Here is a 13085-nt window from a genome sequence, read left to right as displayed (position 1 = left end):
CGATTAAGCTCCCTTCTTAGCTTTGACTTTAACGGCTGGCGATACCACCACCTGACCGTTTTTCGCGCCAGGAACGGCACCTTTCACCAGCAGCAGCTGACGTTCGGCGTCGATACGGGCGATTTCCAGATTCTGGGTGGTCACGGTGACGTCACCCATGTGGCCGGTCATGCGCTTGCCAGGGAAAACGCGACCTGGATCCTGCGCCATACCGATGGAGCCTGGAACATTGTGCGAACGGGAGTTACCGTGGGTAGCACGGCCGGACGAGAAGTTGTAACGCTTGATGGTACCGGCATAGCCTTTACCAATGCTCACGCCTTGCACGTCGATTTTTTGACCGACTTCGAACAGGGAAGCGACAACCACATCGCCCGCTTTCAGTTCGGCGGCTTTAGCGGCGTCCACGCGGAACTCTTTCAACAGAGTGCCGGCTTCGATGCCTGCTTTAGCGAAGTGACCAGCAGCGGCTTTGATCACGCGGGAAGCGCGACGTTGACCGAATGCGACCTGAACAGCGGAGTAACCATCCACTTCAGGAGTTTTGATTTGCGCAACGCGGTTGTTCGATACGTCCAGCACGGTGACAGGAATCGAATCCCCATCATCCGTGAAGATGCGCATCATGCCAACCTTGCGACCGAGGAGGCCAAGGCTCATTTTTTCTCCATTCCCACCTACGATTGGGCGGGGCTTTGTTTAACTACAAAAAGTGATACGGACCATGAAAAAGACGAATCCATACCGAAGCCGGCTAGTGTACTGTGATTTGCCCCTTGACGCAACAACTTAGTACGAGGTATGTCATGTTTCCGACAAGCCCGTCTTTCCCCCTGCCAAAAGTCATAGTGGCGTTGTTATTTTTGCACATTTATTAATATCAAAAAGATATCTTTCATATAATGAAACTTCATCCACCATTCATATGAAGGGGCAAGGCATGGAGTTCACCTTACAGACTTGGCTTAAATACAGTGCCGGCGCGGCCGCGCTGCTGGCGTGCTGCGGCGCTCAGGCGGCGCAGCGCGTGGAAGTGAATACCGCGAGCGGCAGCGGCCCGCTGCGCGCGGGCCTGGCCGCCAAGGCCGACCTGGGCGAAAGCGAGCTGAAGGCGGGGCGCAGCCTCGACTATCCGAACGGCCTGCGCGTGCAGCGCCACGAACAGTATTACCAGGGCGTGCCGGTGCTGGACGGCTTCGTCGTCGAGCACCGCCAGGGCGACGCCAAGACGGCCACGCTGCGCGGCTCGGTGCTGCAGCGCATCGCCCAGGACTTGCCCAGCGCGCGGCCGGTCTTCTCCGCCGCCGACATCCTGCTGCAAGCCAAGACCCAGTTGCAGCGCTTCCAGACCACGCACGACGCCGCCACCCTGTATGTGCATGCCGGCCGCGACAACGTGGCGCGCCTGGTCTACCTGGTCTCCTTCTATGTGCAGGACGGCCAGCAGCTGCGCTATCCGCACCTGCTGATCGACGCCAACCTGGGCCGCGTGCTGCAGCAGTGGGACGGCCACATGACGGCCGCCGCCAGCGGCCCCGGCGGCAACACCCGCACCGGCCAGTATGAATACGGCACGCAGCGCCCGGCCCTGGACGTGTCGGCCAACTGCAGCATGGACAGCAATGGCATTGTCACCGTCAACCTGGACGGCGCCCTGACCAACAATCCCCTGAAGACCCCGTATCAGTTCGCTTGCCCGCGCAATACCTTCAAGGCCGTCAACGGCGGCTATGCGCCGCTGAACGATATCCACGCCCACGCCGGCGCCACCTTGCGCATGTACATGGCTTACCTGAACACCCCGCCCGTGCCCCTGCCGCTGGTGGGGCGCGGCCACCCCGGCAACTATCTCGACAACGCTTCCTGGGGCGCCGGCGTCGCCACCTTCGGCGATGGCGTCAGCCAGTTCTACCCGCTGGTCGCGCTGGACGTGGTGGCGCACGAATTCAGCCACGGCTACACGGAACGCAATTCCGGGCTGAACTACTTCGGCATGCCCGGCGGCATGAACGAAGCGTTTTCCGATATGGCGGGCGAGGCCGCCGAATACCATGCGCGCGGCAGCAACGACTTCCTGGTGGGCGCCGAGATCGTCAAGAGCGGCGCGGCGCTGCGCCAGATGAGCAATCCCAGCGCCGACGGCCAATCGATCGAGCACACGGTGTACCACAATGACTTCACCAATGTGCACCACCTGAGCGGCATCTACAACAAGGCCTTCTACCGCCTCGCCACCCGCGCCGGCTGGAACGCGCGCAAGGCCTTCGAGGTCATGGCCGACGCCAACCGCCTCTACTGGACCAAGTTCAGCAGCTATAACGAGGGCGCCTGCGGCGTCGAGAACGCGGCCCGCAACCGCGGCTACGTGGTGGCCGACGTCACGGCGGCCTTCAACGCCGTCGGCGTCAATTGCGGCGCCTACCGCTCGGTGGCGCAGCAGCTCTATCTGGCCCAGCTGGGCCGGCCGGCCGATGTGGGCGGTTTGAACAACTTCATCGGCAGGCTGCAGGCCAGCGCCGTGCCTGACTATCTTTATAATATCGAGCAGGCCTACCGCAGCGGCAACCAGCAGATCCGCGACCTGGTGGACGGGCTGGGCAACAGCGCCGAGGCGCGCGCGCTGTATCCCGGCGATAACACCAGCTTCGTCCATGCCATCTTCAATACCCTCGCCAATCGCGCCCCCACGTCCACCGAGCTGGCGAACTGGCTGGACCAGTTGAATAACAAGGGGGCGAGCCGCGGCCTGGTGGCGCTGGCCGTGCTCGACGTCCTCTCAGCCGACAACGCCAGCGCCGATGGCAAAGCCGTGGCGCGCAAGACGGCGACAGCGCTCTACTTCACGGCCGCCATCGACACCAGCGCCGAGCTGGCCGCGTATAGCGGCACCAGGGCGGCGGCCAAGGCGCGCGCCATGCTCAGCCAGGTAGGCAGCAATACCGATGTCGTGGCCTTCCAAAACACGGCCGACCAGACCCTGGCCGATCTCGTCGCCGGCCGCTAAGCCTAGACGGCGTTCCGCACCCAGCACGGCCGCGTTCGCGGCCGTGCCTCCCCTCGCCGGCAGTACGGCAACACCGCAGGACGGTTATGTCCACACTATCAACTTTTTCCTGTAAGAAATAGTAAAAAGGCATTTTTGCATATAATGCAAATTCTTTTCCATTCATTTCAAAAAAGGACAAGGCATGGACTTAACTTTATCAACCCGGCTGAAAGCCGTCGCCGGCGCGGCTGCGCTGCTCGCTTGCGGCGGCCTGCAGGCGGCGCAGCGCGTGGAAATCAATACCACCACCAGCAATGGCCCGCTGCGCGCCGCCCTGGCGCCCAAGGCCGACCTGGGCGAAAGCGAACTGAAGGCGGGGCGCGGCCTCGATTATCCCAACGGCCTGCGCGCGCGGCGCCATGAGCAGTATTACCAGGGCGTGCCGGTGCTGGACGGCTTCGTGGTCGAACACCGCCAGGCCAATGCCGGCACGACCACCTTGCGCGGCTCGGTGCTGCAGCGCATCAGCCAGGACTTGCCGAGCGCGCGGCCGGTCTTCTCCGCCGCCGACATCCTGCTGCAAGCCAAAACCAAGCTGCAGCGCTTCCAGACCACGGACGACACCGCCACGCTCTATGTGTACGCCGGCCGCGACAACGTGGCGCGCCTGGTCTACCTGGTCTCCTTCTATGTGCAGGACGGCCAGCAGCTGCGCTATCCGCACCTGCTGATCGACGCCAACCTGGGCCGCGTGCTGCAGCAGTGGGACGGCCACATGACGGCCGCCGCCAGCGGCCCCGGCGGCAACACCCGCACCGGCCAGTATGAATACGGCACGCAGCGCCCGGCCCTGGACGTGTCGGCCAACTGCAGCATGGACAGCAATGGCATCATCACCGTCAACCTGGATGGCGAGGCGACCGGCAGTGCGAAGAAGACGCCCTACCAGTTCGGTTGCCCGCGCAATACCTTCAAGACCGTCAACGGCGGCTACGCGCCGCTGAACGATATCCACGCCCACGCCGGGGCCACCTTGCGCATGTATATGGACTACCTGAACATGCCGCCCGTGCCCCTGCCCCTGATCGGACGCGGCCATCCCAGTAACGCCCTCGACAATGCCTCCTGGGCCCGCGGCACCGCCAACTTCGGCGATGGCGAGAGCCTCTACTACCCCATGGTCTCGCTCGACCTCGTGGCGCATGAATTCAGCCACGGCTACACCGAGCGCAGTGCCGCCCTGGCCTACTTCGGCCAGCCGGGCGGCATGAATGAAGCGTTTTCCGATATGGCCGGCGAAGCCGCCGAATACCATGCGCGCGGCAGCAACGACTTCCTGGTGGGCGCCGAGGTCGTCAAGAGCGGCACCGCCATGCGCGATATGCGCAAACCCAGCGCCGACGGCAAATCGGTCGAGCACACGCTCTACCACCGCGAGACCATTGATGTGCACCGCTTGAGCGGCATCTACAACAAGGCCTTCCACCGTCTCGCCACCCAGCCCGGCTGGAACACGCGCAAGGCCTTCGAGGTCATGGCCGACGCCAACCGCCTGTACTGGACCAAGTTCAGCCGCTATAACGAGGGCGCCTGCGGCGTCGAGAACGCGGCCCGCAACCGCGGCTATGGGGTGGCCGACGTCACGGCGGCCTTCAATGCCGTCGGCGTCAATTGCGGCGCCTACCGCGCGCTGGCGCAGCAGCTCCACCTGGCCGTGCTGGGCCGGCCGGCCGAAGCGGCCAGCCTGGCGAACGCCATGAGCGCGCTGCAAGCCAGCAATGTCGACGACTATGCGAGCGAACTGGAGCCGCAATACCTGGCCGGCAACCAGCCGCTCCGCCAACTGGTCGATGGTCTGGGCAACAGCGCCGAAGCGCGCGCCCTGTACCCGGGCGACCATGCCAGCTTCGTACGCGCCGTCTTCAACAACCTCGCCAACCGGGCGCCGACGCCGGCCGAACTGGCCAACTGGGTCGACCAGCTCAGCACCAAGGGCGCCAGCCGCGGCTATGTGGCGCTGGGCGTGCTCAACGCCCTGGCCACCGATGGCAGCGAGGCCGACTTCGACGCCCTGCAGCGCAAGACGGCGATGGCGGTCTACTTCACGGCGGCCATCGACACCAGCGCCGAGCTGGCCGCGTATAGCGGCGCCAAGGCCGCCGCCAAGGCGCGCGCCATGCTCGGCCAGGTCGGCAGCGCGACTGATGTGGTGGCCTTCATGAGCACGGCCGACCAGACCCTGGCCAGCCTCACCGCCGCCCGCTAAGCCCGCCGCGGCCGTAAACAAGCACGGCCCGCTACGGCGGGCCGTGCTTCCCTGCGAACGCCGCTTAACGCAGCGGCGGTTCCGCCGCCAAGTCGTACCAGTCCACCTTACGCGTCGCCACCATCACCGCCGCCAGCACCGCGAACAACAGGATGGCGCCCATGAGCAGGGCATTGTTTTCCGAATTCAGCAAACCGTACAGGATGCCGTACAAGAGACTCAAGGCCACGCCGAAGCCCCAGCCGCGCCGGCGGTCGCCCAGCGCATGGCCCAGGTAGAAACCGATCAGCACGATACACGCCACGCTGGCCAGCAGATAGGCCACGAGGAAGGGCATGTGCTCGGACAGGCTGACCAGCAGCAGGAAGAACATGGCCAGGGCCAGGCCCACCAAGCCGTACTGCACCGGGTGGATCGGCAGGCGCTTGAGCACTTCGAACAGGAAGAAGGCGGCGAAGGTCAGCACCACGAACAGCAGACCGTACTTGGTGGCGCGCTCGGCCATCGAATAGATATTCACCGGTTCGATGAAGTCGACCGAAAACGCATCCAGCGCGCCGGCCGCGACCAGGGCGCCGGCGGGCGTGTTGCTGTTCGCCTCCTGGGCGCGCAGCTCGGCCTGGCGCAGCTGCTGCTGGGCATCGCTGGACAGGGCGGAAATGCGCCAGGTGGCCTCAAAGCCGCGCTCGCTGATGCTGCGCTGGGCCGGCAGGAAGCGGCCGCCGAATTGCGGATGCGGCCACGGCGAGGTCAGTGTGAAGCGGTTATTTTTCGCCAGCGGCACGAACTGCTGGCTCTCGATGCCGGCCAGGCCCAGGTTAAAGCTGAACTTGACGCTGCCGGCCGCCACATCGCTCATCTCAAGCGGCACGTGCAAGCCTTGGCGCTGCCCGGTCAAGCCCGAACCCTGCTCGAATTCGAGCAGGCGCTGGCCCCACAGGATTTTCGGAATATCGCGCACGCCGCGCACATCGGACACCCCCAGCGCCAGGAAGGGCTGGCCCGGCGTCAGATGGGACTGGGCCTGGGCGCGCGGCAATTCGCTCAAGGACGGCAGCACGAAATCGCCGCTGAACTTGTGCTCGCCGTTATACACCAGCACCTGGTGGATGCCGCGGTAGCGCCGTTCGGTGCCGATCACGCCGGCCACATTGAGCTGGTTGGGGAAGACCAGGTGGCGCCGCTGCACGCGGTATTTCTTGAGCTGGCGCGGCTTGTCCTCGCCGCCCTCCTCCATCTGCTCGTATTCGTCGGTATACGGCAGGACCAGCACCGGCCCGTAGACGGTCTGCTCGCCGACGGAATCGGCGGCGATGCTGCGCACCGCCTGCTCGCGGTAGGCGCTGCGCTCGTTGATGGTGGCCTGGATCATCATCAGCGGCAGACCGATCATCAGCATCAGGCCGATGATGATCAGGATTTTGAACAGCAGTTTCTTTTGCATGGCGCTTCCTGTAGTAAATGGTGGCGCCAGTGTAGAAAAGCTGTGTGCGTTGACGATGCGTTGCGTGTGAAGCGGCCGTGCGTTACAGGCGCAGCGGCAGGGGCAGGCGCAGCACGGCGCGGCAACCGCCCTGGTCCGCATTACCGACGTCGACGCTGCCGCCGTGCAGCGACGCCACTTCGCGCACGAACGGCAGGCCCAGGCCCGTGCTCTTGGCGCCGTCCGGCCGCGGCAGCGAATAGAAGCGCTCGAACAGGCGCTCGGCGGCATAGGCCGGGATGCCGGGGCCGCCATCGGTGACGGCGATCTCGGCCTGGTCGCCCTGGCGCCGCGCCGCCAGCGTGATGCGGCTGCCGGCTGGCGCAAAGCCGATCGCATTGTCGAGCAGATTGCCGAGTGCCTGGCGCAGCAGCAGCGCATCGCCCTGCACGCGCAGCGCGGCGTCGTCGGTGCCGCCCCCGTCCGCCGGCTGCACCTGCAGGACCAGGCCGCGCGCCGCCAGGCTGGCGCTGCAATCGCTGGCGGCCTGGCGCAGCAGCTGCGCCAGGTCAACCGTCTCCGGCGCATCCAGGCGCTGCTGCTTTTCCAGGCGCACCAGGGCCAGCAAGCGGTCGATCAGCTGCCGCTGGCGCGCATTCTGGCTCTGGATATTGGCCAGGAAGTGGCGGCGCTCCTGTTCCGGCATGTCTTCCTGCATCAGTTCGGCCGCCGCCTGGATCGCGGCGATCGGGCTTTTCAGCTCATGCGCCAGGGTGTGCATCAGGGTTTCCACATACTCCTTGCCCTCGAGCTTGACGCGCATGGCTTCGAGGGCGGCGCCCAGGGTGCCGATCTCGGTCTTGCCCAGGGCCGGCAGCACCGCCTTGCGGCCGGCCTGCACGGCGGCCACATAGTCCATCAGCCGGTGCAGGGCGCGCGCCAGCCAGAACGTGACGGCGATACCGATCAGCAGCGAGACGCCAAGCAGCAGCGCGCCCTGGCTCAGGATGCGGCGCTGGCTGCGCTCGATGAAGGCTTGCACGCTGGCGATCGGCTTGGCCACCGTCAGCACGCCGATGATGCGGCCGTCGGCGCGCACCGGGGCCGCCACATACATCACGGTGCTGGCATCGTCCTCGGCGTATTCGCGCGTGCTGCGCGCGCCGTAGCGGCCGCGCAGGGTCAGGTAGACGTCGTTCCAGCGCGAGTAATCCTGGCCCACGTCGCGGCCGCTGCTGTCGAAGCGCACGATGCCGGCGGCGTCGGTCAGATAGATGCGGTAATGCAGCCGGTCCTTGGGCACGCCGCTGATCTTCATGTCCAGGCCCTTGGCGAGGCTGCCGCGCAGGCTCTCCAGCAAGGGCGAATCCTGCAGCCGCCCGGCCTGCATATCGGCGGCGACGGCGGCAGCCAGCACCTGGGCCGTGTCGACCAGGGTGTCTTCCAGCGCGCCGCGCACGCCCGGCTTGACCTGCTGCACGAAGACATTGAGCAGGAACCAGGCGGCCAGGCCGACAATCAGGAAATAGCCGAGCAGGATGCGCAGGCCGATCTTCATGCGTGCGCCAGGCTATAACCCATGCCGCGGTGGGTCTGGATCGGGTCGGCCTCGGGGGCGATCTCGCGCAGCTTGGCGCGCAGCGATTTGACGTGGGCGTCGACGGTGCGCTCCAGGGTGTCGGGCGCGTCGGTCCAGACGCGGTCCATCAGCTGGGCGCGCGAGAGCACATGGCCGGGATGTTCGAGCAGGGTTTTCAGCAGCAGGTATTCATAGCGGGTCAGGTCCAGCGGCTGGCCGCCGAACAGGATGCGCGCCTCGGCGGCGCGCAGTTCGAAGGCGCAGGCCGCGGCCGGTGCCAGCGGCGCGGCGGCATGCTGGGCCGCTGGCGCCATGGCCATGGCGGCGGGCGGCGGCGCCGCGCGCAGTTCCGGCGGCCCCAGGCGACGCAGCACCACGCGCACGCGCGCCACCAGTTCGCGCGGCGAGAAAGGCTTGGCGACATAATCGTCGGCGCCGATTTCCAGGCCCACCACGCGGTCGATCTCCTCGCTGCGCGCGGTCAGGAAAATCACCGGCACATCGGAGAACTGGCGCAGGCGGCGGCAGACATCGAAGCCGCTGATGTCGGGCAGGCCGACATCGAGCAGCACCAGCAGCGGCGCGCCGTCGCCGCCCTGCTCCGCATGCAGCAGGGCCAAGGCTTGCTCGCCCAGCGTCACATGGCGCGGCGCAAAGCCGTCGCGCCGCAAGGCATAGGCGATGCCGTCGGCGATGGCCGCCTCGTCTTCCACAATCAGAATCGTTTTGCTCATCGCGCCAGTATAACGAAACCAGCGGAGGATTCAGGGCGCCCGCCAACACCGCGATTTTTCCCGCCAGGGCCAGTTCCCCTGCCGCAGTGGCGCCTGGCCCGCCGTGCCCCGGACCGCGGCGGAGCGCGCCCATGCCGGACGCAGCAAAAAAAATCCGGCGCCGCAGCGCCGGATCAGTACTGGCCTGACGGCCGACAGGCTTAGAACGTATAGTTCGCGCTCACGTTGAAGTAGCGACCATAGTTGTTGTGCAAGCCTTCGTCATAGCCGGCCAGCGGCTGGAAGGTGCTGCTGATGCCGGAGTACGGCACATATGGCGCCCTCTTGTCGAACAGGTTCTGGATATTAAAGTTGAGCGAGAGGTTCTTGAAACCCGTGTAGGTGTAGCCCAGGGAAACCGTCGTCCAGCTCTTGACCGCGCACTTCGGATAGAACTCCTCGTAGCGCGGCACCGTTGCATCGCGGTCCGGATCGGCATCGGTTGGCTTCGGCGTGCCATAACCGCAGAACGGTTCGGGATACGTTCTCGGGCCATAGTGGACGCGTTTCAGCGAGACCGGGCCGATATAGTTGACCGCCAGGTTCACATTGTGGTCGCCCAGCGACCAGTTGGTCGACAATGTCGTCTTCCAGCGCGGCACGCGGGTATTCTGGCTCAGCGCCCAGTCGTTCAAGCCCGGATCGGTACCCGCCGAATTGTGCTCGATATCGCCCGGGTTCATCGCCACCTTGTAGCTATGGGTGTAGGTCGTGTTCAATTTGCTGTCCAGCGAGCCCCAGCTACCCAGCTTCAGGCGGTGGCGCACATCCAGGTCGATGCCACTGATTTCCGTCGCGCCCTGATTGGTCCACGGCGTTTTCACCATCAGCAGCGGGCCGGTGTTCGGAATCGGGTTGCCGTTGGCGTCCTTGACCCAGTTCACCGGATTCGGGTTACGCTGCACCTTGCTCGGATCGCGATCCTCGTTTTTCAGCGCATCGACCGGGGTGCCCAGCGCCACCTCGCCTTCCTTGCGCACGCGGAACCAGTCCAGGGTCACATCGATCTCGCGGTTCGGCGCCCAGATCAGGCCCAGGGTATAGCTGCGCGATTTTTCCGGCACCAGGTTCGGGTTGCGGTCACCCACCCCGGCAATAGTCTTGCCGCAATCGTCTTCGGTGGCGCCAGGTTTCGGCGTGGTGTTGTCGGGCTCGCAGCGTTTCGGATCAAAAACATTGCGCTGGAAGTATTGCGCGCCCCCCGCCGCGACCTGGACCAGTGCCGGTGCACGGAAACCCTTGGCATAGCTGCCACGGACCGCCAGGCTTTCGATCGGCGTCCATTTACCGCTCACTTTCGGAACAAAGTTGGTTTTGATGCCAGGATATTTGTCGAAGCGGCCGGCAAAGTCCAGCTCCAGGTTCTTCAGCAGCGGTGTGCGCAGCTCGGCAAAAGCCGATTTCACGTCGCGTTCGCTTTGGATGACGGTATTGACCAGGCCCAGGATATCGCCTCGCGCCAGCACGTCGTCCGGCCGCAGGCCGATTTTTTCCCGGCGCACCTCCACGCCAAGGGCCAGGCCCATGGCGCCGCCCGGCAGCATGCCGAACTCGGTGTTGGCGCGCGCATCCAGCTGCAGGATCGAGGCGCTGCTGTCGGTCACCACATCATGGTTCAAGGTCGGGTCGGCGCTCAACTGGGCCAGCGAAGTGCCCGTGTTCAGCTTGCGCAGCGTGGGCAGATACAGATAGCCGTAGCCGGTATCTTTCTTTTTCGACTTGTTCCACAGCAAGCCCGTTTCCCAGTTCCAGCTCGACCAACTGCCTTCCAGGCCGGCCAGCAGGCGGATATTGTCGTTGACGATCTTGCTGCCGCCGCGCAGGTTTTCGAAACGGTAAGCCACCGAGGAGCGGGCGTTGGGGAAAGGATTGTCCGGATGGCCGATTTCCAGGATGGCCTGGAAGGGGGCTCCCACGGCGCTCGAGGTGAAGTTGGTGGTCGGGTTGGTGCCGATCGTGGTCGGGGCGCCGGTGTAGTTGCGTTCGGAACGGGCGTAGGCCACCTCGGCAAAGGCGCGCGTGTTCTCGCTCAACTTCAGCACGCCACGGCTCATCAGGCTGGCGTCCTTGCCCTCGCTTTGCGCTTCCAGATACTGCGGCGTGTCGTAGTTACAGAAAGTCCGGCCCACGTACACGCTGGCGGCGGAGAAGCCCATATCACGGCTGCCCACCAGTTGCTGCGACGGGTCGCAATCGGTGCGGATCACCAGGCGCTGGGCGGCAGTGGCGCGCGTCACCGCGAAGTTTGCCGAGCCCGGTTCGCTTTCACGGAAGAAGATCGGATGAGACGATACATTGCTGCCGTAGGACGTGGCGAAACGCTTATCCAGGATTTTGTGCTGCTCGACTTCGATGTCGGTGGCGTCGGCGCGCTTGACGCGGTCACGCTTGCTCACATCGACGGAAACGAACACGTTGTAGCCGTTGACATCCACATCGCCGACACCGTAGAAGGCGTTGGCGCCGCTTTTCTTGGAGTTGCCGTCGTCGTTGGCGCTGTGGCGGGCGGCCAGTTGGGCGCCCTGAAAGTTGCTCTTCGTGATGAAGTTGATCACGCCGCCCACCGCGTCGGAACCGTACACGGCCGAAGCGCCATCCTTCAGGATTTCCACCCGGTCCAGGGCCGACAGGGGAATGCTGTTCACGTCGTACAGCGTGGAATTGCCGTTGTTCGGATCGGCATAGGCCGCCGGCGTCATGCGCCGGCCATTTAACAGGATTAGGGTCGAGGCCGAACTCATGCCGCGCAGGGAGACGGTGCTGACGCCGCTGGCGAACGCGCCGCCATTGGTGTCGAAATTGCCGTCGCCGCTGATGGACGGGATTTTCCGCAGCAGATCGGCAACGCTGCTGACACCGGCATCCTTGATGTCCTTGGCAGTCACCACCTGCACCGGCAGGGGGCCTTCCTTGTCGGTACGTTTCAGATTGGAACCGGTCACATACACGGTCTGGGTATCATGGGCAGGCGCCTGTTGGGCCATAGCCGCTGAGGCATAGGTCAAGGCCACAGCTACCGCGATCACACTTTGTTTCAGCACTGGTTTCTGTTTCAAGATAACTCCATGAAAAGCTTTATTTTTCTGTCTGTTCTCAAAGTTATTCATTTATGAATAACCCCCTACTCCTGAACGAGTATTCTAAAGTTCTCATGTTTGTTATTGTCAAGCAATTAATTTGATTTTTTTCTTAACTACCTAATTGCAAGTTGTTGCTTTTTAATGAATTAATTCTGGATTTTCAGATCTTGGGAGTAGATAGGCGGGGTCGCCAGGGTGCGCGCGCGAAAAAAAACGGCCCGCACAAAGGCGGGCCGTTTTCGGAGGCGGACGACGAAGCCGTCCAGCCGGAATGCGATTACTGCAGTTTGATTTCGACGTCTACGCCGGCTGGCAGGTCCAGCTTCATCAGGGCGTCAACGGTCTTGTCGGTTGGATCCACGATGTCCATCAGGCGCTGGTGGGTGCGGATTTCGAACTGGTCGCGCGAAGTCTTGTTCACGTGCGGGGAACGCAGCACGTCGTAGCGCTGGATGCGGGTTGGCAGAGGCACTGGGCCTTTTACCACGGCGCCGGTGCGCTTGGCGGTGTCAACGATTTCCAGGGCGGACTGGTCGATCAGCTTGTAGTCGAAAGCCTTCAGGCGGATGCGGATTTTTTGATTTGGGGTGGACATGCTAATTCCTTAAAGAACGAACCGGAAAACTGAAGTTCCGGCAATGTATGTAAGAACTGCTAGCGGGCCGACATGATAGCACAGGCCGGCCCGCTTTTATCGCGCTAAGAAACTAATTAGCCGATGATCTTGGCAACCACGCCGGCGCCGACGGTACGACCGCCTTCACGGATAGCGAAGCGCAGACCTTCTTCCATCGCGATCGGGTTGATCAGCTTGACGGTGATCGACACGTTGTCGCCTGGCATGACCATTTCTTTATCGGCTGGCAGCTCGATCGAACCGGTCACGTCGGTGGTACGGAAGTAGAACTGTGGACGGTAGTTGTTGAAGAACGGGGTGTGACGGCCGCCTTCATCTTTCGACAGAACGTAGATCTCGCC

At 63.9% G+C, this 13085-nt stretch carries 9 protein-coding genes; 2 read left to right on the top strand and 7 right to left on the bottom strand.

All coding sequences use genetic code 11. The annotated features are described in order from the left end of the window. Positions 1 to 3 precede the first annotated feature (3 nt). Positions 4 to 660, bottom strand: coding sequence for a 50S ribosomal protein L3 (gene rplC / locus FHS03_RS16000; protein WP_183441950.1), 657 nt, complete (start codon positions 658 to 660; stop codon positions 4 to 6). Positions 661 to 940: 280 nt separating this feature from the next. Here rplC and FHS03_RS15995 point away from each other — a divergent pair, with 280 nt between their 5' ends. Then, positions 941 to 3004 (top strand): M4 family metallopeptidase, encoded by a 2064-nt coding sequence (locus FHS03_RS15995; protein WP_183441949.1) that lies wholly within the window; start codon positions 941 to 943, stop codon positions 3002 to 3004. A gap of 184 nt (positions 3005 to 3188) precedes the next feature. Continuing rightward, on the top strand, positions 3189 to 5252 hold the full coding sequence (locus tag FHS03_RS15990; protein WP_183441948.1) for a M4 family metallopeptidase: 2064 nt from the start codon (positions 3189 to 3191) through the stop codon (positions 5250 to 5252). A gap of 64 nt (positions 5253 to 5316) precedes the next feature. Here FHS03_RS15990 and creD read toward each other — a convergent pair whose 3' ends face one another. The 6 genes from creD to FHS03_RS15960 form a co-directional block, all read right to left on the bottom strand. Beyond that, complete coding sequence (gene creD / locus FHS03_RS15985) at positions 5317 to 6696, bottom strand: cell envelope integrity protein CreD (protein ID WP_183441947.1); 1380 nt, start codon at positions 6694 to 6696, stop codon at positions 5317 to 5319. Between the two features lie 82 nt (positions 6697 to 6778). Continuing rightward, positions 6779 to 8233 carry a two-component system sensor histidine kinase CreC gene (gene creC / locus FHS03_RS15980; RefSeq protein ID WP_183441946.1) on the bottom strand — a complete coding sequence of 485 codons (1455 nt, stop codon included), beginning with the start codon at positions 8231 to 8233 and terminating at the stop codon, positions 6779 to 6781. Continuing rightward, positions 8230 to 8988 (bottom strand): two-component system response regulator CreB, encoded by a 759-nt coding sequence (creB, locus tag FHS03_RS15975; protein ID WP_183441945.1) that lies wholly within the window; start codon positions 8986 to 8988, stop codon positions 8230 to 8232. Before creB ends, creC begins: the two co-directional genes overlap by 4 nt. A gap of 200 nt (positions 8989 to 9188) precedes the next feature. Further along, positions 9189 to 12083, bottom strand: a complete 2895-nt coding sequence (locus FHS03_RS15970; RefSeq protein ID WP_183441944.1) for a TonB-dependent receptor — start codon at positions 12081 to 12083, stop codon at positions 9189 to 9191. A gap of 301 nt (positions 12084 to 12384) precedes the next feature. Continuing rightward, positions 12385 to 12702, bottom strand: coding sequence for a 30S ribosomal protein S10 (gene rpsJ, locus FHS03_RS15965; protein ID WP_050409777.1), 318 nt, complete (start codon positions 12700 to 12702; stop codon positions 12385 to 12387). A gap of 116 nt (positions 12703 to 12818) precedes the next feature. Next, on the bottom strand, positions 12819 to 13085 hold a 267-nt coding region (locus FHS03_RS15960), incomplete at its 5' end, for an EF-Tu C-terminal domain-related protein (protein ID WP_503826787.1).

Source organism: Pseudoduganella violacea (assembly GCF_014191875.1).
Classification (GTDB): Bacteria; Pseudomonadota; Gammaproteobacteria; order Burkholderiales; family Burkholderiaceae_D; genus Rugamonas; species Rugamonas violacea_A.
Note: the sequence above shows the minus strand (reverse complement) of the source record. Positions and strands in the feature narration are given on the sequence as shown.

Bases quoted from the DNA above. Each gene is read 5' to 3' on its own strand.
- rplC (WP_183441950.1), bottom strand. From the start codon at position 660: ATGAGCCTTGGCCTCCTCGGTCGCAAGGTTGGCATGATGCGCATCTTC.
- FHS03_RS15995 (WP_183441949.1), top strand. From the start codon at position 941: ATGGAGTTCACCTTACAGACTTGGCTTAAATACAGTGCCGGCGCGGCC.
- creC (WP_183441946.1), bottom strand. From the start codon at position 8,233: ATGAAGATCGGCCTGCGCATCCTGCTCGGCTATTTCCTGATTGTCGGC.
- rpsJ (WP_050409777.1), bottom strand. From the start codon at position 12,702: ATGTCCACCCCAAATCAAAAAATCCGCATCCGCCTGAAGGCTTTCGAC.
- creD (WP_183441947.1), bottom strand. From the start codon at position 6,696: ATGCAAAAGAAACTGCTGTTCAAAATCCTGATCATCATCGGCCTGATG.
- FHS03_RS15990 (WP_183441948.1), top strand. From the start codon at position 3,189: ATGGACTTAACTTTATCAACCCGGCTGAAAGCCGTCGCCGGCGCGGCT.
- creB (WP_183441945.1), bottom strand. From the start codon at position 8,988: ATGAGCAAAACGATTCTGATTGTGGAAGACGAGGCGGCCATCGCCGAC.